General features: G+C 40.1%; 19 protein-coding genes. 13 read left to right on the forward strand and 6 right to left on the reverse strand.

Annotated elements, in window-relative coordinates; genetic code table 11:
* Window positions 1–83: 83 nt before the first annotated feature.
* Complete coding sequence (locus KME09_04085) at window positions 84–1,916, forward strand: ABC transporter ATP-binding protein/permease (GenBank protein MBW4533095.1); 1,833 nt, start codon at window positions 84–86, stop codon at window positions 1,914–1,916.
* Window positions 1,917–1,954: 38 nt separating this feature from the next.
* Window positions 1,955–2,140: a hypothetical protein gene (locus tag KME09_04090; protein ID MBW4533096.1), complete on the forward strand. Its 186-nt coding sequence runs from the start codon at window positions 1,955–1,957 to the stop codon at window positions 2,138–2,140.
* On the opposite strand, the gene rdgB is transcribed toward KME09_04090, so the two are convergent.
* Window positions 2,130–2,720 carry an RdgB/HAM1 family non-canonical purine NTP pyrophosphatase gene (gene rdgB / locus KME09_04095; protein ID MBW4533097.1) on the reverse strand — a complete coding sequence of 197 codons (591 nt, stop codon included), beginning with the start codon at window positions 2,718–2,720 and terminating at the stop codon, window positions 2,130–2,132. The two genes, KME09_04090 and rdgB, sit on opposite strands and share 11 nt — an antisense overlap.
* A 132-nt stretch (window positions 2,721–2,852) precedes the next feature.
* Complete coding sequence (locus KME09_04100; GenBank protein MBW4533098.1) at window positions 2,853–4,205, reverse strand: hypothetical protein; 1,353 nt, start codon at window positions 4,203–4,205, stop codon at window positions 2,853–2,855.
* A 375-nt stretch (window positions 4,206–4,580) separates the two neighbouring features.
* Here KME09_04100 and KME09_04105 point away from each other — a divergent pair, with 375 nt between their 5' ends.
* Window positions 4,581–4,913, forward strand: a complete 333-nt coding sequence (locus tag KME09_04105; GenBank protein MBW4533099.1) for a hypothetical protein — start codon at window positions 4,581–4,583, stop codon at window positions 4,911–4,913.
* 237 nt (window positions 4,914–5,150) lie between these two features.
* Window positions 5,151–5,465, forward strand: a complete 315-nt coding sequence (locus KME09_04110; protein MBW4533100.1) for a hypothetical protein — start codon at window positions 5,151–5,153, stop codon at window positions 5,463–5,465.
* 67 nt (window positions 5,466–5,532) lie between these two features.
* Here the strand turns inward: KME09_04110 and KME09_04115 are convergent, their stop codons facing one another.
* Both KME09_04115 and KME09_04120 read right to left on the reverse strand, forming a co-directional pair.
* Window positions 5,533–5,838, reverse strand: coding sequence for a hypothetical protein (locus KME09_04115; GenBank protein ID MBW4533101.1), 306 nt, complete (start codon window positions 5,836–5,838; stop codon window positions 5,533–5,535).
* Window positions 5,839–5,979: 141 nt separating this feature from the next.
* On the reverse strand, window positions 5,980–7,578 hold the full coding sequence (locus tag KME09_04120) for a hypothetical protein (protein ID MBW4533102.1): 1,599 nt from the start codon (window positions 7,576–7,578) through the stop codon (window positions 5,980–5,982).
* A gap of 455 nt (window positions 7,579–8,033) precedes the next feature.
* Between KME09_04120 and KME09_04125 the strand changes: the two genes are divergently transcribed.
* Window positions 8,034–8,270: a hypothetical protein gene (locus KME09_04125; GenBank protein ID MBW4533103.1), complete on the forward strand. Its 237-nt coding sequence runs from the start codon at window positions 8,034–8,036 to the stop codon at window positions 8,268–8,270.
* Window positions 8,271–8,326: 56 nt separating this feature from the next.
* A complete protein-coding gene (sbcD, locus tag KME09_04130; GenBank protein MBW4533104.1) occupies window positions 8,327–9,556 on the forward strand; it encodes an exonuclease subunit SbcD in 1,230 nt (409 codons plus the stop codon).
* A gap of 5 nt (window positions 9,557–9,561) precedes the next feature.
* Here the strand turns inward: sbcD and KME09_04135 are convergent, their stop codons facing one another.
* Window positions 9,562–10,893: a TIGR03279 family radical SAM protein gene (locus tag KME09_04135; GenBank protein ID MBW4533105.1), complete on the reverse strand. Its 1,332-nt coding sequence runs from the start codon at window positions 10,891–10,893 to the stop codon at window positions 9,562–9,564.
* Window positions 10,894–11,081: 188 nt separating this feature from the next.
* On the opposite strand from KME09_04135, the gene KME09_04140 reads away from it, so the two are divergent.
* A complete protein-coding gene (locus tag KME09_04140; protein MBW4533106.1) occupies window positions 11,082–12,272 on the forward strand; it encodes a pentapeptide repeat-containing protein in 1,191 nt (396 codons plus the stop codon).
* Window positions 12,273–12,347: 75 nt separating this feature from the next.
* On the opposite strand, the gene KME09_04145 is transcribed toward KME09_04140, so the two are convergent.
* Window positions 12,348–13,337, reverse strand: coding sequence for an undecaprenyl-diphosphate phosphatase (locus KME09_04145; GenBank protein ID MBW4533107.1), 990 nt, complete (start codon window positions 13,335–13,337; stop codon window positions 12,348–12,350).
* Window positions 13,338–13,542: 205 nt separating this feature from the next.
* On the opposite strand from KME09_04145, the gene KME09_04150 reads away from it, so the two are divergent.
* From KME09_04150 to KME09_04175, 6 genes are all read left to right on the forward strand, one after another.
* Complete coding sequence (locus KME09_04150; GenBank protein ID MBW4533108.1) at window positions 13,543–14,169, forward strand: DUF3318 domain-containing protein; 627 nt, start codon at window positions 13,543–13,545, stop codon at window positions 14,167–14,169.
* Window positions 14,170–14,408: 239 nt separating this feature from the next.
* Window positions 14,409–15,383: a sugar transferase gene (locus tag KME09_04155; GenBank protein MBW4533109.1), complete on the forward strand. Its 975-nt coding sequence runs from the start codon at window positions 14,409–14,411 to the stop codon at window positions 15,381–15,383.
* Between the two features lie 69 nt (window positions 15,384–15,452).
* A complete protein-coding gene (locus KME09_04160) occupies window positions 15,453–16,343 on the forward strand; it encodes a TIGR04168 family protein (protein MBW4533110.1) in 891 nt (296 codons plus the stop codon).
* A 415-nt stretch (window positions 16,344–16,758) separates the two neighbouring features.
* On the forward strand, window positions 16,759–18,438 hold the full coding sequence (locus tag KME09_04165; protein ID MBW4533111.1) for a hypothetical protein: 1,680 nt from the start codon (window positions 16,759–16,761) through the stop codon (window positions 18,436–18,438).
* Between the two features lie 116 nt (window positions 18,439–18,554).
* On the forward strand, window positions 18,555–18,701 hold the full coding sequence (locus tag KME09_04170) for a hypothetical protein (GenBank protein MBW4533112.1): 147 nt from the start codon (window positions 18,555–18,557) through the stop codon (window positions 18,699–18,701).
* Between the two features lie 205 nt (window positions 18,702–18,906).
* Window positions 18,907–20,244 carry an AAA-like domain-containing protein gene (locus tag KME09_04175; GenBank protein MBW4533113.1) on the forward strand — a complete coding sequence of 446 codons (1,338 nt, stop codon included), beginning with the start codon at window positions 18,907–18,909 and terminating at the stop codon, window positions 20,242–20,244.
* Window positions 20,245–20,276 lie beyond the last annotated feature (32 nt).

A 20,276-nucleotide genomic window follows, 5' to 3' on the forward strand; every position in this document is an offset into this window, starting at 1 on the left:
ATCAGCTTCTGAGATAAAAGCTGGTAATAATAGGTGATTTGCAGATTCTTTAGGTTATTCCGCATCCATTAATATTGAAATTCATGACCATCGCCTCGACTAAGCCCAATCAAGTTAGAAATCAGGACAATGATTGGCGATTATTCCTTAAGCTGATTCCCTATGCCAGTAAAAGTAAGGGAACTCTGATTATTTCTCTCATCTTATTAATACCATTGGCGATCGCAGGTTCAATTCAACCCTTGATTGTTGGTCAAGCCATATCTTTGCTTAAAAACGAACCAACCTGGAGTTTTTTGAGTGGTGTATCTGTCAGTCGAGGAATTAATCTGTTATCAGGGTTGTTGCTGCTAACTATTGTAATCAGGCTGATGTTTGCTTCAGTTCAAGGTTATTTAGTCCAAAAGGTTGGACAAGAAATTACGGCTGAAGTTCGCCAGGATTTATTTACTCACGTTACTTCTCTAGCGTCTAGCTTTTTCGATCGCACTCCTGTTGGTAAATTAATTACTCGCATTGCTAGTGATGTAGAAGCCTTGGGCAATGTCTTTGCTAGTGGTGCAGTAGGAGTAGTGAGCGATTTTGTTTCGATTGTGGCGATCGTGGTAGTAATTTATGTTACCAACTGGAAGCTGGCATCAATTTTGGTTTTTATGCTGATTCCCGTCACTGCTCTAATTATCTATTTTCAACAACAATATCGTAAGGCTAACTATTCTGCTAGAGAAGAACTGTCTCAACTCAACTCGATGCTGCAAGAGAATATAATGGGCATCAATATTGTTCAGCTATTCCGACGGGAGAGATATAACAGTGAAATGTATCGCTCAATTAACGAACGCTATCGTTTAGAAGTCGATAAAACTATTTTTCACGATTCCGCTGTATCCGCCACCCTGGAATGGATTGCTTTAGTGGCGATCGCCGCAGTCCTCTGGTTAGGAGGTATATTTGTGCTGCAAGACACGATGACTTATGGTGCGCTATTGGCATTTATTCTCTATGCTCAACGACTATTTAATCCATTGCGTCAGTTTGCGGATAAATTCACGATGTTTCAGTCTGGATTTACGGCTATTGAAAGAATTACCGAACTTTTAAACGAACCTGTTGAAATTAGAGATAAGGTGATTACTATAGCCGAAGGACATCGCACTTTATTAACTACAAATACAGATAATTCCTTAACTGGAGAAATCCGTTTTGAAAACGTTTGGTTTGGCTATAAACCCGATGAATACGTCATTAAAAACCTGGACTTTACGATCAAACCAGGAGAAAAAGTAGCATTAGTTGGCCCTACAGGCGCAGGAAAAAGCTCGATTATTCGTTTACTCTGTCGGCTATATGAACCCAGTAAAGGTAGAATTCTGGTAGACGGTATTGACATTAGAGATATTCCCCAAGCAGATTTACGGCGCTATATTGGCGTTATTTTACAAGAGAGCTTCTTGTTTGCAGGAGATGTTAAACGCAATATTACTTTGGGTGATAATTATTCTCTTGAAGAAGTTAAGCAGGCTGCCAAATTAGTTAACATCGATCGCTTTATCGAAGACTTACCCGATGGTTATGACACGGTGTTACGAGAAAGAGGGACAAACCTTTCAGGAGGACAAAAACAACTTTTAGCCTTTGCGCGGGTAGCGATTCGTAATCCTCACGTTTTGATTTTGGATGAAGCAACATCTAGTTTAGATGTCACCACCGAGGCTTTAATTCAATCCGCTTTAGACCAAATTCTGATTAATCGTACGGCAATCATTATCGCCCACCGTCTATCTACAATCCGCAATGTTGATAAAATTTTGGTCTTGAAGCGAGGAGAATTAGTCGAATTTGGTAGTCATGATGAATTGCTGGAAAACGATGGTTTATACGCTAGCTTGTATAAGTTACAGATGCTTGGTCAGTAATACTGCTCGTTAGTCAGGAGTCCAAGCTAATTTTAATTATGGAAAATAGTAATAATCTGACGATCGCCTTATCAATCTTATTCTGGTTAACTCCTATTGCCCTAACGATTCATCTGGCGCTCAAAAAAACTGAGTCAAATACTTACAAAAAAAGACTGGGTTATCTCTATGGCAGTTTATGGGCGATCGCTTGTTTGAGTTATGGCTGGTTATTTATTCACTAGCCAGCTGGGCTGATAACTGTTTTAACTCTGGCATTAGCTGAGCAAAAGCAACTCCCCGATGGCTAATTCTATTTTTAGTTGACGCAGACATTTCGGCAAAAGTCTGTTGTTGTGTCGGGACATAAAAAATCGGATCGTAACCAAAACCACCGTTCCCACGGGGAGAGTTCAAGATTTCACCTGGACAAATTCCTGTTGTTGCCAAGATAATCTCGCCTTGAGGATTAGCAATAGCGATCGCACAGATAAACTTCGCCTGTCTATTTTGGCTATCTCCCAACTCCCTCAGCAAGCGATTAATCCGATCTGAGTCTGTCTTGCCATAACGCGCTGAATATAGTCCTGGCGCGCCATCTAAGGCATCTACCGCTAGTCCAGAATCATCAGCGATCGACCATTCACCTACAGCCTTTGCTACCTTTGAAGCTTTGAGACGAGCATTAGCGATAAAAGTAGTCCCAGTTTCATCTACATCAATCTCGGCAGGTTTTAAGACCAACTCCCAAGGTAAATCAACTAAATATTCCTGTATTTCCTCAAGTTTTCCAGGATTTCCTGTAGCGACAACTAACTTTTTCACGGTTGCAATCAATATATTTAAGATTTTTCGTCAACTTACCATGAAAAACTAACTAAAAACTTGAACTAGAAAGCTATAAACTTTAAACTTCTTTTTATGAGACAGCTCATAGCTTACAGCTTACAACTAAATTTACTGAATTACGGCTTGAGCATAATATTGATCGGCAAACAAGCTAAAATTAGCTTCATCAGGGTTTTCGGTGATTGCGATCAAGATTTCGGCTGATTGATTTACCCAATAATCTTGAGTGCCAAACTCCGCTTTGGAGAAGTTATTATTATCTTCATAAGTCATGGTTTGGGTGGTAAATTCGGTGGCGTTAAACGCTGCAAAATCGCCGATCGCAGTTCCCTCATTATAGCGGACGATAGAATTGGAACTTTTCTCGTTATAAATCCCTGCGATGTTAACGTTTGTATTAAAGCTAGGGGCTAAGAAGTCTGAACCCACATTAACCACCTTGTTATTGTCCATCGTCGTGCCATTGGTGGTGTCGTTCCAAATATGAAAAGCGTTAATTTTTTCAAAATAGCTATCTTTCAAGATAACGTTGTTGGTGTTAAAAAATTTGATGCCAGAAGTATCATGACTTTGAGCGTGATTGGCTGCTAAATTAACAGACTGCACATTAACGTTGGTGATTTGCGCACCATTAGTATCGCCAACCCCAATTCCTTTACGATCTACGTCATACACGCTAGTATTGCTTAATTTCAGTCCATCAGCATGATCCAAGGCAATACCAGTTTGGTTGCCATCTGCAATCATTCCATTCTTGCCGATGTTGTGAACCTCAAGATTTTGCAACGTTAAATTTGTAGCTCTATAACCGTGAATACCATTATTACCGTTAGTTATTTCTATATCCTGAATAGTTGCCCCTGAAGCACCTGAATAAAGAGTGATGATTGAATTGAATGTGCCACCACCGTCAATTACTGAATTTTCTTGACCATCCAGGATAATATTTTTATCAATGATCAAACCTGAAGTGTAGTATCTATTATTGCCCAATTGAACCACGTCACCACTATTAGCAGCTGCGATCGCACTAGCTAAATCTCCACCAAAATCGCGATCGACATCGATAGTATTATTAGTGGAAGGAATATAAGAAGTATCAACATAAGTAGTGTCAATATAAGAAGTGTCAACATTATCAATATTATCGATAGTATTGATCGGGCTACTCTGCTGATCGAGAAAATTTAGTAATTGGGCGGATTGCCCTTGATCTTCAACAATCAAAATCGGACTAATCGTTTGTCCTGGGGTAAGATTTGCCCAGCCATCTTGCCCGCTCATTGTATAGCTGCCGTCTGAGTTGTGTATCAGATTTACGCCATAAGCAGCCGATATTTGATAAGGTAAATTGAAATTTAAGGCCCAATTTGGAGCGTCTAGATCATTGCCAATTGATAACTCCAGTTTATATCCTCCGTTCCAATCTTCAACGATCGCCGATGTTGTATTAAAAGCCATAATATTTATCAAAAATTTAAAAAGTAATTTCTATTAACTCCCTTTATAAGTTTGGGATTTAAACTTGAGCGTGATAGAAAATGCAAAGAGTGTGTGATATCGAGGCGTGACAGCAAAAAAAGCTCCTAATATAGTCGTACAAAATTAGCGATAGACAATTAGGGTGATCGGCTCGTAAGCAGGAAATAGGAAATAGGAAATAAGAAGTGTATTTTAAAGATGTCCTAACGTTTTTACCTAGGGCTATATTTAAAAGCTGATACTTTATCTTTAGACAATGGAACAATTTCGGCTGTAAATTTTCCTTCACAATCGCTGACAGAAAACGCAGACCCTTAAGTAGGCGGTAATATTACCCTAGAAATAGCGAAAAGTTTGTCCCTAGATAATGACAGCAACATAGCTGCTATAGCAACAGGTAATGCAAATGGTGGCAATGTCGATGTCAATGCTAATTTAATAGTTGCCTTCCCCGATGGGGATAACAATATTACTGCTAGCGCACAACAGGGTAGAGGTGGAAATATTAAGATTGCTAGCGAAAGAATCTTTGGGATTGAAGAACGCCCTTTAAATGACTTCACTAACGATATTAACGCTAGTTCTGAAGCTAGTGGTTTTGATGGCACTGTTAATATTAATACTTCCGACATTAATCCTGTTCAGGGGGCGACAGAATTACCTAGTAATACCATTTCTCAAAAGTAATAAGAGACTTGGTAGTAAAGCGTCTAGACTAAAATGCTGGGTTAATAAAATCTTAAAATGTTAGTCTACATTCAATAGGCGCAATATTTTAACCCAACAAATTAATGTGGACGCGCTCTTTTGGTTGGGTAGAACCAAGCGTGAAACCCAACAAAATCTTTTAATCGTTAGGTTGAGGCACGAAACCCAACCTACAATTTGATTGTATCTCTCCACTTACTATTGAAAATTGGTATAATGTATTCGAAACCAGAGCAAAATACGGCTCAAGCTTGTGAAGCTGGTAGAGGTACAGCAAATAATGGTTTGGCGATCGCAGGTAAAGGTGGAGTTCCTCCCGCACCAGATACCCCGTTAAATTCTGAGAATATTATTAGTAGTAATCAAAATCCTGCTGCATTTGCTATTCCTGAACCAATAGAAACCAGTCAGGGTAAAATACAGCCAGCCAGAGGAATTAAAGTAAGTAAGTCAGGAAAAATTAGCTTGACAGCATATCTCACTAATAATGCAGGGGAAAGAATCCCTGAAATCAAGCCAAACTGTAATTAAAGGTGATGAGGCTGCGTCTCCGCATTGCGATCGCAACTTACTTAATATTTTTATTTCGTCTGGAAAATTATGATTGAGGTTGGTCGGAATTAAGATTACGTACTAGGTTCCGACAGCCAGCACAGTCACAGCCATAAAGCTCGACAGCCTTGTCTCCTTCTCGATCTATTTTGGCTGCAGTTTCCGCATCATATCCATCACAGCTACAGTCAGCAAAAGGATAATCTGTTTTGCTGGCAGGAATTTCTGCTACCTCTTGATCGGTTTTGGGAGCAGTAAAAACGTATTCGGTGGCACTAACGGAATTTACACCGAGTAAGGAAAAGGCAACAGATCCCGAACAGCCAAGGGTAGTAAGTAATTTCTTGTTCATAAGTTACTCCTGGTAAATTAGAAATCAATTATATCCTCTAGATCAAAAAAATCAGTATCGTCATGAACATGATAGCTAAAAGCTAAAAGCTAAAAGCTAAAAGCTAAAAGCTAAAAGCTAGTTCATTTAAACGAAGCTAATTCAAATTAGACGTGTTAAATTAAGTGGCTCTCCAGGACGTAAATTTGCTAGTCGATCGCTTAAATCCCAAGCAGGTTGCAGTTGTGCTGGTTGAAAAGTACGACTCATCACTACATAGATGGAAGTGCGATCGCAACCTAAATCCACGGCAATGACATCAGCCCAAGATTCAGCAGTCAAGCTATCTTCAATGCGCCAATGTCCATCATGCCAAGCTAGACGACGGGAGAATGTAAACGGTGTAGTTTGTTTACCTGTGATGAGAATTTTTTGTAAGCTGCGACGAATTAAATTAGGGAAAAAGCGCCCCAGAGATAACATAACTAAGCGCAGAATAATTAGATTCAGGGGATTCATTTGTTTCTGTTTTGCCCAGCCAAGTTTACCAGCGATCGCAATTTGATCTGACTCTAGTTTAATTTGATAATTATCGACTAAATGTCCTACAGCATTGCGCCGTTTATTGCCATCCTGTACCAGTAAAGAAAATTGTGTATCGGAAGCAACTAGTTTATTGTCACGAAACAGCTTAAATACCCCGCCTTTATTCAGAGCTAGATATAATTCAGTGTTATCTCGACGATCGATTAAAATGCCCCCTTGCTGGAGATGGATCTGTCCTTGAGTACGAGGCTGGAGGGGTGGACGAGCGGGGATAAAGTCGCGCCAGGCTAGAAGATAATTCCAAGTGTGATGTCCGATAATGCGATCGTCAGCATAACAAGAACCTAAACCAGCGGCTAATCCTTGTAAAAAGCGATCGTTGATATTTAGAGCTTCTGGTAGCCATTTTCCCACCAACTCAAAACCATGAGGAAAAAAGTTATAGGTGTTACGACTAGTATATTCTCCCCCATAAGAGCCATCAGGATGGACAAATTCGGCTGCCAGTTTGACGGCGGAGGCGATCGCCTGTTTCAACCTCTCATTGGGCTGTAATTCGTATAATCGCGCTAAACAAGAAATAGTTAGGGTATGGTAACCAGGATCGCAACCTTCATACTCAATAAACCAACCTTCGGGATTTTGCCAAGCATACACTTGTTCTAAACGTTCTTGCTTGCTAACTGACCAGCGATCTGTCTGTAACAACCTACCCACTAATTCTAAACACAGCACAATTAAAGCCTGATGATTAGTTAACCGCCCACTTTCCTGATGTTCTGCTAACCAGTCTGCCCGTCGGCGGAAAAAATCTAACACCTCTTGTGAATGCTCTAAACCCAACAAGCTAGTACTTTCCAAACAGGCTAGTAAGGAAAAGGCTGCTGCTCCTGCTGCTCGTTCATAGGGGAAATAATCATCACAAGAGCCATTACTATGACTACTTAAATTGGCATATGCAATCCCTGCTTTAACCCACTCCTTAACCATGGGTTGCTGATAATAAATATTTCCTGGGCGATCGCAACTATAAGCCAACGCCAGAGGATAAACAAATTCTTGAGACATCCCTGCTGGAAAATCAATGACCTTATATTGCCAGAAAGTGCGATCGAAACAACCATAAGTCGGACTGTGAGGATTACGATCTAATAAAGTCAGAATCTTGGGAATCTGCGCCAAGGCTTCGCGAGCAAATAAATCTCTGTTGGTCATAGGATAGTTGTTAGGGCGTGTCATCAATTAAGCCAAATGACAGAGGTAGCAAGGTAAATAAAACCTATAACTTTTGGTGATTAATTTTAACCCTGACAATAACTCTTGACAATATTGTTGCTAGTTTACCTTTCAAAAACCGCAATTTCAGGACTAGTAGATCATCAAGCTTGTTTTGAGGGATAGTAAATATAGAAAAAGTATAGAAGTGTCACAAGGGTATAACATCAAAAGTGTTTACCTATTATCTACTACCTACTACCTACTACTTCCTATCTCCTATTTCCTATTTTTCACCACTCATCGGTGACACTAGTAACATTACCCACTGCATCATATTGAGAGACTGCTTAATTCGCCCTCTGTGTCAGGGTCTAAGTGCTATAGTTTTGATTAGGCTATCCCGCTAATCATCATAGAAAGCTTAAACTAGAAGGTCTAAAAACCTAAAAATTATGATTAAATCCGAAGAAATAATCATCAAAGTATCATCAGATCTAGCTCAAGTTTATAACCAAGCTACTAAAGAAGAGCAAGAACAAATGCAATTTAAAATTGCCGCTTTAATGCGTTCTCAAATTGCTTATTCTCAATCAACAAATTTAAATCGATTCAGACAAACTATGGATTTAGCTAGCCAAGAAGCCCAATCTCAAGGATTAACGCCAGAAATATTAGAGTCAATGTTTTGATCAAATTGACTACAGTAAAAGTGTTTTAGCGACAATTAAAAAACAAACTTGGACTTATGGTTAAAATTCTGCACCTATCGGACATTCATTTAGGAAGTGGATTTTCTCACGGTAAAATTAATCCTGAAACAGGTATCAATACTAGATTAGAAGACTTTGTTAATAGCCTCAAAATCTGTATTGATCGGGCGATCGCTGAACCTGTAGACTTAGTTTTGTTTGGTGGAGATGCTTTCCCTGATGCTACTCCTCCTCCCTATGTTCATGAGGCTTTTGCTAGCCAGTTTCGTCGTTTAGCCGATGCTAATATCCCAGCAATTCTATTGGTAGGTAATCACGATCAGCACTCTCAAGGAAGTGGTGGTGCTAGTTTATCGATTTACCGTACTTTAGTCGTGCCTGGCTTTATTGTGGGGGATACGATCGCAACTCATCGCCTGGATACTCAAAATGGTGCGGTGCAAGTAATTACCTTACCCTGGTTAAATCGTTCTACTCTTTTAACTCGCCCCGAAACTGAAGGATTAGCTTTAGCTGAAGTTAACGAGATGCTAATTCAAAAATTGCAGCCTGTACTAGAAGCAGAAATACGCCGTCTCGATCCCGATCTGCCCACAATTTTACTGGCTCATTTAATGGCAGATCGCGCTAGTTTAGGTGCAGAGAAGTTTCTTGCCGTAGGTAAAGGCTTTACAATTCCTATGTCAATGTTAATTCGTGAAGAATTTGACTATGTAGCTTTAGGTCATGTTCATAAGCATCAAAACCTCAACCCTAGTAACGATCCGCCTGTAATTTATCCAGGTAGTATTGAACGAGTAGATTTTGGGGAAGAAAAAGAAGATAAAGGCTATATTTTTTTAGAAGTTGAATCGGGAAAAGCTGAATGGGAATTTTGCACCTTGCCTGCACGTCCTTTTATCACGATTGAAATAGATGTATCTCAAGCAGAAGATCCTTTAGAGCAAGTATTACAGGCGATCGCCCAGCAAGAAATTGAGCAAAAAGTGGTGCGGTTAATATATAAATTGCGATCGCAGCAGTTAGATCTAATCAATACCTCTGCCCTAGATCGCGCTTTACAATCAGCCCACAGCCACAGCATCCGCCCCGAATTAGTTAGTCAATTAGCCCGCCCTCGTTTACCAGAGTTAGGAGTCGGCAATACTTTAAATCCCCTGGAGGCATTAACTACCTATCTTAATAACCAAGAAGATTTAAAAGATATTCAAAAAGAACTACTTGAAGCTGCGGAGAATTTACTGAATGAGACAGTTGCCCGATAATTCGCTTAATCAACACATCGATTAATTAATTCTTCCACACCGCTGACAGGCAAAATGGGTATTGCTAACTGATTACTAACATCAGCAACAGTCAAATCATCTAGGAATTTGGTGTCATCATGCTTAAGCATTAAAGAAGGTAGTAATACGCCGTCTCCTAGATCTTTTGCTGACAAACCAGCCAGAATATCCTGTCCTGTTAATAAACCCGTGACGGTAATTTCCTGTCCCCAATATTGGCTATTTAATGCCACTAGGTTAATCTCTAAACCCTCTACCTGATTAAGTTGGTTTACTAAGGGTTGAAAAGCCTGTTCTACTGCATTGCCTACCACCCAGGTAAAACGACGAGGTCGATCTATTGACTTGGGTAACATTTCTTGGGCGGTACTTTGAAACTGTTTAAGGAACAAGCGGATTGAACCAACACCATTACCAATTTGAGGATAGTCTTCATAGTGTGATTCTGCGGGAATATCTTGACGGGCGATGAGAAACCATTCATCCGCTAACCAAGCAAAAGTGCTGCCAAACTGCTGTTTAAACTTGTCCTGTAATTGCTGTACCTGTTCAATTACGGCGATCGCTTGTTGTTGACTGACAGGTATTAGTTCATCTTCTGCGGGGCGAAAACGGGTTAAGCCCACGGGAACAACCGCAGCGGAAGCAACAGCAGGTATTTCTCCTTGATGGAAAGAAGCTAAATCTAATAAAGTTCTGGCTAGATGTTCGCCATCATTAATGCCAGGACAAACAACTACTTGAGCATGAATTTGTAAACGTCTCTCCTGAAACCATTGCAGTTGAGACATAATTAGCCCTGCGCGCTCGTTTTTCAGCAGTCTAGTTCTAATTTCTGGTTCAGTGGCGTGTATCGACACAAACAGCGGAGACAGGCGCATCTGTTCAATCCGTCGCCATTCTTTTTCTGTCAGGTTGGTGAGAGTTAGATAGCTGCCATATAAAAAGCTCAAACGATAGTCATCATCTTTCAAGTAGAGACTTTGTCGTTTACCAGGAGGTTGCTGATCGATAAAGCAAAAAGGACAGTGATTATTACACTGAATTAGACCATCGAATAAAGCCGTTTCAAATTCTAGCCCCAGATCATCATCGTAATCCTTTTCAATCTCAATCTGATGCAAATCGCCTGCTGTATCGATTACTTCTAATTCCAGATATTCATCACTACAGAGGAAACGATAATCAATCAAATCCCGTGGCTGAGTCTGGTTAATCGAAACGATCGCATCCCCAACTTCAAACCCAATTTCGGCGGCGATCGAATCTGGCAATACACGGCTAATTTTGGCTGGTTGAACGGTACTTTGACTCATATTAGTTGATAATATCCAGAATAAACTGTTGAAAGAAGTTGCGATCGCGCTTGGAGTATAAGTTTAATTGTGTTTAAAAAAATGATTACTAAATTAATACAGAATTAAATATATTTATGATATTTATGAGATTATAGTTTTTGTCTAAAAAGATACTTTAATATTTCAAGTCACTTTCAAAAATTTAAATGACTACCAGTAATACAAAGCAAATTATTAGTACTGATAAGTTTAATCAATTGTTATCGATAATTGACCCTAAAGAGCGCGAGATTCTCGAGATTCTAATTGGTTCAGATTTAACTCAAGTTAAATTTTCTTCTCCTGCTTATTTAGGGGGTTTTAATTTATCTGATGCTGTTTTGGAAAACTTAGATTTGATCAGTTGCCAGATATATAACTGTAACCTGACTAGGGCATCACTAAGAAATTCCAAGCTGTACAAAGCAAATATACGAAAGAATGACTTAACAGACTCTAATTTTACTAAAGCTGACCTCACTCAAGCTAGATTTGATGAAAGCCAATTGGTTAATACTAATTTTGAGCAAGCAATTTTAGAAGGGGCAGATTTTAGCCAAGTAAAATTACTCAAAAATGTTAGTTTTCGACAAGCAAACCTCAGTAAGTCAAATTTAAGAGGTTACGATGCTCGAGAACCAAAAGTATATTTAGATTTAAGTAGTTCGGATTTAAAAGAAGCTAATTTAAAAGGAGCTTTGTATGATTCACATACTATATTTCCCAAAGGATTTGATCCCCAAGCAGCAGGAGCATATTTCATAACTGCTGGTGTTTCCTTATCGAACACGGATTTAAGTTTTACTAATTTAGCTGAAGCTCATCTTAGTGGTGCAGATCTTAGTGGTGCTAACTTGACTGGAGCAAGAATTGCATCCGCCAACTTAAATGGGGCTAATCTTACTGAAGTAACTTTGAGCTATGAAAAAGCTAGGTTTGATAGAGATTTATACGCAAATGTTCATTTAGAAGGAGCTATCTTACACCGAGCAACAATTATTGGCATAAAGCCAGATAATACTTGTATGAATCTTGATGGAATAGATTTAACCGAAGCCAGAATAATAGACTGTTCATTTACTTACTGTGATATGAACGGCGCAAAACTAATCAACCTGCGCTTGGATGGTACTGATTTTCATGATGCCAAACTTAGGGGAGCTAATTTTGCTAATAGCAGCTTACGAGGATGTAATTTTAGTAGGGCTGATTTGAGAGGAGTAAATTTTGAGAATGCCGATCTAAGTGGTGCAAGCTTATTTGATGCCAATTTAACCAATACCGACTTGTCAAAAGCTAATCTGAATGGAGTTGATTTAAGTAAAACTATACTCGACAATACAAAGTTACCAGTTTAAAGACGAATTGGTTGTTTTGAGTGACAATTCAACCAATATTTTTCGTCTTGTTCTTCTTTCTTCCTGCGTCGTTATTTATCCTTTAATCCATCCCAGCGCCAGAGCAACCAAGATAAATACGCCAAATCCTAATCGATACCAAACAAACACCCAAGTACTTCTTCTCTTGAGAAATTCTAATAACCAGGCGATCGCTAAATAAGAAAATACTGTTGAAGAGATTAAGCCAGCAATTAAAGGCAAAAATCCCGCATCACCTCCACCAGTATCGATTAAGTCTTTTAACCCAACTAATCCAGCAGCAGTAATTGCCGGAATTCCTAACAGAAAAGAAAATCTGGCTGCTGAGGCGCGATCGATATTATTAAATAAACTGGCAGTCATTGTCGAACCAGAACGAGACACTCCAGGTATAATTGCTAAAGCTTGAGCAAAACCAATTAAAACCCCGTCTTTGACTGTCAAATCTTCAAAATTACGTTTTTGAGTCCCTACATATTCTGCCAAAGCTAACAAGGAAGCCATCACAATCGAAACAATCGCAATTGAGGGCATACTTCTAAAAACTGTTTCATAAATTGGCGGTTCAAAAATTGTCAGCAACAAACCAGCAAAAATAAGTGGGAGTGAACCTAACGCTAATCCTACCGCTAACAAAAAATCTTGAGATTCATAATTAGAATGGCGAATTGCTTTAATTATTCCTTTGACAATCTGACTTAAATCTGACCAAAAATAAGAGATAACCGCAGCAATACTCCCAAGCTGAATCACAGCCGTAAAAGAAACCCCAGGATCGTCCCAGCCAAAAAATACGGGAATGGCTTTTAAATGCGCAGTACTACTGATGGGGATAAACTCTGTCGCTCCCTGGACAAATCCCAACACGATCGCCTGGAACAGATTTACCTGCGTTGTTCCTGCTGTTTTAGGGTTTTGGGTTAAAAGTTCTGGTGAGCTTGCCAGAGCTAAATTATGATCTAACTGATTAAAAATAAGGCTAAATATAAGACCAAAGCCTAAAAAATAAAGTAGACTCGTATACTTGTTGGTCTTTCTAGACATAATGTAGTAATTTCAAATCTCAAACATTTGTTAAGTATGCTAAGTATCAAGTGTATCTGGGAATCACTCATAATCCAAGCAATTTAAATCAGTAGATAAAGTTCGATATTATAGGAATATAGTGAGTACACTTGGAAATTACTAATAACCACCATATTAATCTATTAGACGTATGAGTTATGCAACCTCTTCCGCTAGGGCAGAAATTAATGAACTGCGTCGTTTGAAAACCTTACTTCCCCCTGAGCTGCAAAGCTGGGTAATTGTTGAAGGCTCAACCGAAGTTAATCCAGCTTTGATCCGTAGTGAAGAAATTGGCAAAGACGAGATTGAAATCCAAATTGATTTGGCTAAATGGGACAGTTTAGCGATCGACCAACGTAACCTGCTATTTTGGCACGAAGTTGCGCGGGTGCAAAATGACACCATCCCCAAAGAAGGCTGGGAAATGGCAGCTTTAGCAATTGGTTTGGGTGGTGCTGTCGGGGAATTATGGGTACAAGACGGTTTGCTGCTGTTACTCGCCATGTCCTTGTGTGGTATCTCTGGCTATCGACTCTGGCAAAAAAATAGTAGTGAAAAAACTGTTGCCGAAGCAATTGAGGCAGATGAAAAAGCGATCGCCCTGGCTCTTCGTTTTGGCTACTCTCCCAAAAATGCTTATCAAAGTCTAGCAAGCGCTTTAAAAACTTTGATCGAAATGACTCCTAGCCGTCGCAAACGCAAAAAATACGAAGAACGCTTACAAGCATTACGTCGTGCTGCTACTAGAGATCAGGCAAAGGCTAAAGAGGGAAGAGAACCGATTGGCAGAAGAGATAACCGCCTGTAAAATATCTAAATCAATGTTAAATTAGGTTGACAAAAACAAAAAGATGTTAATCATATATAATTGTTTGGGTAAATTGCTTAATTAATCAGATTAAGTTCTAGGGCTGTGATAAGCAGTTTAAAGTGTTTAATTCAGTTTTCTGGTTCAAAATAGATAAATTTACCAATTTTTATCAAAAAATTAAGCTTTACAGCTTAAAGTACAAGTTTAATTTTGCTGACAACTAAAATTGAGAATTAATGATAGACGAGACACCAGAAATCTTGTTTCCCCTATCCAATTTAGAGGATAGCCCAGTTGTAGAGATCCCAGAGCGCTTAACAGTTTTAGAAGCTTTAGTTTTTAAGCAAACTGTGGGTAAGCTACTGCTACAAGATATTCCTCATCATCAAATCTTTCTCGATTTTAGTCAAACCAGATTTATTGATAGCAGCGGGATTGGCGCGCTCATTGCCAATTTTAAGCTAGCCCAGGCGAGTAAGGTTGAATTAATTCTAGAGTCAGTGCAACCTCCTGTGATGGCTACTCTATCAATGACAGGGCTATGTGAGGTATTAAATATTAAATCCTCGGCAAAATGGTCGCCAAAAGAGTCTCCTGAAACTCATCCCTCGGTCAGATCGATTGTTAAGCGACTAATAGACATCTTGGGAGCAATCGTCGGTCTAACCATTACAGGAATCATCTTTATTCCTGTGGCGATCGCAATTAAGTCCAATAGCCAGGGGCCCATCTTGTTTCATCATACTCGCTGTGGCTGGATGGGTCGCAAGTTTCAGATTTGGAAATTTCGCTCGATGTATGCCAATGCTGAAGATCTCAAGCAACAAATTGAAAATCAAGCAAGTGGCGCTTTTTTTAAGAATGACAACGATCCTCGCATTACTTCCGTTGGCAATTTTCTGCGTCGCAAGAGTTTAGATGAGTTGCCCCAATTTTGGAATGTTCTTAAAGGAGATATGAGCCTGGTGGGGACTCGTCCGCCAACTCCTGAAGAAGTGGAAACCTATCAGATCCCAGAGTGGCAGAGACTCAACGTTAAGCCTGGCATGACTGGAGAATGGCAGGTACATGGTCGCTCTCAAGTACGCAACTTTGAAGATGTGATTAAACTAGATTTAAGATATCAGCGTAACTGGAATTTGCGCTACGACATCAAACTAATTTTAAAAACTCTGATGATTATTTTTAGTAAAAACAACGGTGCGGTTTAAACTTAAATATACTTAAATATATAGGTCAAAGTATTTAGAAGCAAAGACCTCACACTATATATAGTTTTAATGAGCCAGCAGACAGAGATGAGGATCGCTATCATCGGGGATGTTCACGATCAGTGGTCAGCAGCAGACAATTTGGCGTTACAGCACCTAAAAGTAGATTTAGTACTGTTTGTGGGAGATTTTGGCAACGAGGCGGTAGAAGTAGTCCGTGAAGTTGCTGCTGTCTCCATTCCCAAAGCAGTAATCATGGGAAATCATGATGCTTGGTATAGCGCTTCTTCTTGGGGCAAACAAAAAGCACCCTACGATCAGTCTCAAGAGGATCGAGTACAGCAGCAGCTAGATTTATTAGGTGAAGCCCACGTCGGGTTTAGTAAGCTAGATTTCCCTCAGCTTGATGTTGCGGTGGTTGGTAGTCGTCCTTTTAGCTGGGGTGGCTTGACCTGGAGAAATAGTCAGTTTTATCGCGATCGCTATCAGATTAAAAATTTTGAGGAGTCAACTCAGCAAATAGTTAAATCTGCCCAAGATACAGCCTCGCAAACTTTAATTTTTATTGCCCATAATGGCCCAGCTGGTTTAGGCAAACAGACAGAATCAATTTGTGGTCGAGACTGGAAAGCCGAAGGAGGAGATTATGGCGATCCTGACTTAAGTGAAGCGATCGCCCAGACCCAAAGTTTGGGTAAGTCTATTCCTCTGGTCACCTTTGGACATATGCACCATGAGTTAAAAATTCCCCGTGGTAAACGAAGAAAATTAGTCGAGGTACGAGAACAAACCGTATATTTCAATGCAGCCTGTGTACCTCGTGTGATTAAAACTGCTCAGGATACAAAACGGAGTTTTTCGATAGCAACCCTGCGCCAAGGAATAGTACAGACAATTTCTTTACTCTGGCTTAACCAAGATTTTGCCATTGAATCGGAAGAATTGCTGTATCAAGCTTAAGCTGAAATACACAAAAGCCTCTTCTAATTGAGCTATAAGCTATAAGCTATAAGCCTTTAAAATATTTGTCAGGTACTTTAACTCTAAAGGTGCGCGATCGCCCAAAAGAAAAATTTAAGTCTATAGATAGTGCTATGCAATTAACAAAACACTATCTATGTGTAGTAGTTGACTAATTCAATTTTTGTTTAACTTGTCACAAATAGCTAAAAGCTAAAAGCTAAGAGCCAGTGCGAAGCCTTTACAGTTTTGGGCATGATTTTTTGGATGAGTTTATGGATGAGTTTTATGAGATCGCCAGACTCAAAGCCACATTAAGATCGAACTTGAACAAAATCTTCACTATTTTAGTGAAAAAGCGCTTTTTTTAGGCGATTTTATTGATTAACCAACATATCCATCGAGAAGATCTTCAATGATTAACTACCATCAAAATTTGCCAGAAGACTTTGAATCTCGGCAACAAGGAGCTTCCTTAAAACGTAAACAGACCTTAAATGATGCCTTCAATGCTTTCCTAACTTCGTCACCATCAATCAACGGAGATGCAGAACGATTTGAACAGCTAGGTTTTCCAGGGTTTGCTTCTTTTACTAAAGCTCTAGCTCATAATTCAATTGGGTTGGTGGAACAATCATCTTACGAGTCACTACTGACGGCGATTCAACAAGGCACTCAAGAAGCTTTTGAGGAAGTTCAACTCGGTGGCGGGGTTCGCTTACTGACTAATCCACTTAATGCCTATTCATTTCAATTACTCGGCAATGATGCTCATGGCGCACGAATAGCAGCAGCTCCTAAGTTTGCCAGTCGCAATACAGCAATTGATATGGTCGAGCGTTATTGGATGGCACTGGCGCGAGATATCCGCTTCGATCAATATGCTCATAGTCAGCTAATCGCTGATGCTTGCGAGGACTTAAATAACTTGGGGTTTGAGCAACAGTTTGGTTTTCAATGCTTGCCAGACACGATCTTTCGCGGGCCTTATGAAGGTTGTGATGTAGGCCCTCATGTTTCTCAGTTCCTACTGCAAGATTTCCAGTTTGGCAATCAGCCAATTAGACAGTTGCAGCGTTATCCAAGAGAGAGGCTTGATTACCTAACGGATTTTGAGACTTGGAGCAAAGTCAACAATGGGGAAATTAATCCAACAGGTTCAGACATTATTGACGGTACGCGCTATATTACAACCTTGCGCGATGGTGGTCAGTGGGTTCATCTTGATTTTCCACATCAAGCGGGTCTTTGGGCGACAATTATTCTCCTGGGTCTGAAGACAAACGTAGCAGATGCGAGTCCCTACGCCAATGGAGATATCACAAGTTCCGAGGCGTTTGGTAGTCTGGGCAGTCCAGATATTACGCTTCAGAGTGTTCTTGCTGGGGTCTCTGCTCTCAAGCACGCATGGTTTCAAAAATGGGGGGTTCATCAGCGTTTAAGACCAGAAGTATACGCCCAGCGTCTTGAGCTTTGCCGACGTGGATCGCTGGGTAACTATCCTGATAGCCCACTCAATAATGACAAATTTAACGGGCTTTTTGGCGAAGGTGCGGACGTTTGGCGCGAGACCAAAGTACTCGATCGCATTCTTAAACATAATCAGCAACAAAACTTAGCTCAAAGTCGTAGCGATCAAAATGGGACTTGGTTACTACCAATGGCTTTTCCCGAAGGTTCGCCAACCCATCCTTCATATCCTGGTGGACATTCGGCATTTGTCGCTGCTGCTGCAACTATTGCCAAAGCATTTTTTGCCGATGGTGAATTTTTCCATCCCAAAGTGCCAATCGATCATGGTCAGCAATTAGGAGATTTTAGAGGCCCGACGCTGACTATCCATGGTGAGCTTAACAAACTGATTGCCAATGTTACCTTGTTCCGTGACGGGGCGGGGATGAACTGGCGTACCGATGGGACAGTTTCTGGTTGGAATGCTGCGTTTGACCGTCAAGGCAACGGCATTGAGACTGGCGGTAATCTGCTGGGAGAGAAGATGGCAATTAGTATCTTGCGGGACATCAAGCGCACTTATCGAGAAGAGGTGGGAACTTTTGAGTTTCGCGACCTAGGTGGCAATTTAATTCAAATATAAAACAAATATAGAAATATACATTGTTTTTCAGCTTACAGTCTGTTGAAATTGGCGATCGCCAATTTGGCCAATTGTCGGTGAAAATTGCCCAAGCTAGATCTTCTTAATCTAAAGACATGAATGCACCTAATAAAAATAACAGTAAAAATAATAAAAATAAACTGCCTGAGTGGCAATCGGTAAAAATGAGAACTCTGATCGAGCAACATTGGTCAGAAGTATGGAAAATTGTCATAGCCAGAGACCGTTCTAGCCAAAATTAAGCTTAATATCTACTGTGGCAAAAAAGCTAGCAGGTAATGCTATTCTGTAGTTTAGGTTGCTCAAAAGTGCTAAACATCAGTAAAGAAGAGTAACAATTGTTCACTATAGCTACGATAAATTGCCTAAAATTTGCTTAACTTCTTCTAATTTAACTGTTTTAATTAGCAGAATAGATTAAAGTGCCAAAATTAGTGTTTAATCGCCATGAATCTCGATCGTCTTCTTGAGACAATTGACCGTCAACTAATTGACCACCAAGATCGTCCTCTTCATGCCACAGAAATTCTGATTTTGCGGGGAAATTGGCAGTTCAAAACCTACAACCAAATTGCTCTAGAGGCAGATTATAGTCCTGGCTATTTTACTACTGTTGTTGCCCCTGAATTATATCAGCGGCTTTCGCAACTTATCGGTCAGCGCGTGACCAAAAAGAACTGTCGGGTGTTATTAGAGTCTTATGTCGCAACTAATCCAGTGGTTTCTGCTCCTGAAACCGCCAAGCAAGATCTAACTAGATCTTTCCAGATTAACCCAGATGCTTTACCCTGCTACCCTAGTGGCTCAGTACCTTTAGACTCTCCCTTTTATCTCGAACGCTTTGCTGTTGAGGAGCAAGTAGAGCGAGAAATTAGGAAACCAGGGGCCTTAATTAGAATTAAAGCTCCCAGAGAAATGGGTAAAACTTCACTGTTATTAAGAATTCTCGACTATGCTAATCAGCACAACTACCGTACCGTTAGCCTAAATCTTGAGCAAGCCGATCAAGCAATTTTAGAAGATTTAAATCAATTTTTGCGCTGGCTGTGTGCCAATATTAGCCGTCAACTTGGACGCAAACCGATGCTAGATGAGTATTGGGATGAAGATATGGGCAGTAAAATTAGCTCGACCCTTTATCTACAGGATTACATACTAGAGTCAATTGATACTCCCTTGGTCTTGGCGTTGGATGAAGTCAATCAGGTTTTTGAACATCCCCAAGTAGCGAAAGATTTTTTGCCTTTATTGCGTTCGTGGTATGAAGAGGCAAAAAGACTGCCTATTTGGCAAAAGCTGCGACTAATTGTAATTCACTCAACCGAAATTTATGTCCCGCTTCAGCTCAATCAGTCACCGTTTAATGTCGGGTTACCAATTCAGTTAGAAGATTTTAATTTAGCCCAAGTACAGCAGTTAGCTCAACGTTATGGACTCAACTGGGAAGATGGTGTTTTAGGTAAACAGCTAATGTCTATGGTCGGTGGACATCCTGCACTGGTTAACTTGGCTCTCTATCATCTTAGTCGGCAAGAAATAACTATGTCGCAACTGCTAGAAGCTGCTCCTACGGCTATGGGAATTTATGCTCATCACTTGCAACGTCATTGGGCAACCTTGAAAAGACAGCCTGAATTAGACCAGGCGCTTGATACTGTTTTCAAGGCGAGGGAGCCTGTTACCTTAGATCCAATCATCGCTTATAAGCTTAGTAGTATGGGGGTTATTAAGCAATTAGGCGATAAAGCGATCGCAGGTTGTGAATTATATCGGCGGTATTTTTGAAATAGGAAATAGGAAGTAGGAAGTAGGAAGTA

It is taken from the genome of Pleurocapsa minor HA4230-MV1, from assembly GCA_019359095.1.
Classification (GTDB): Bacteria; Cyanobacteriota; Cyanobacteriia; order Cyanobacteriales; family Xenococcaceae; genus Waterburya; species Waterburya minor.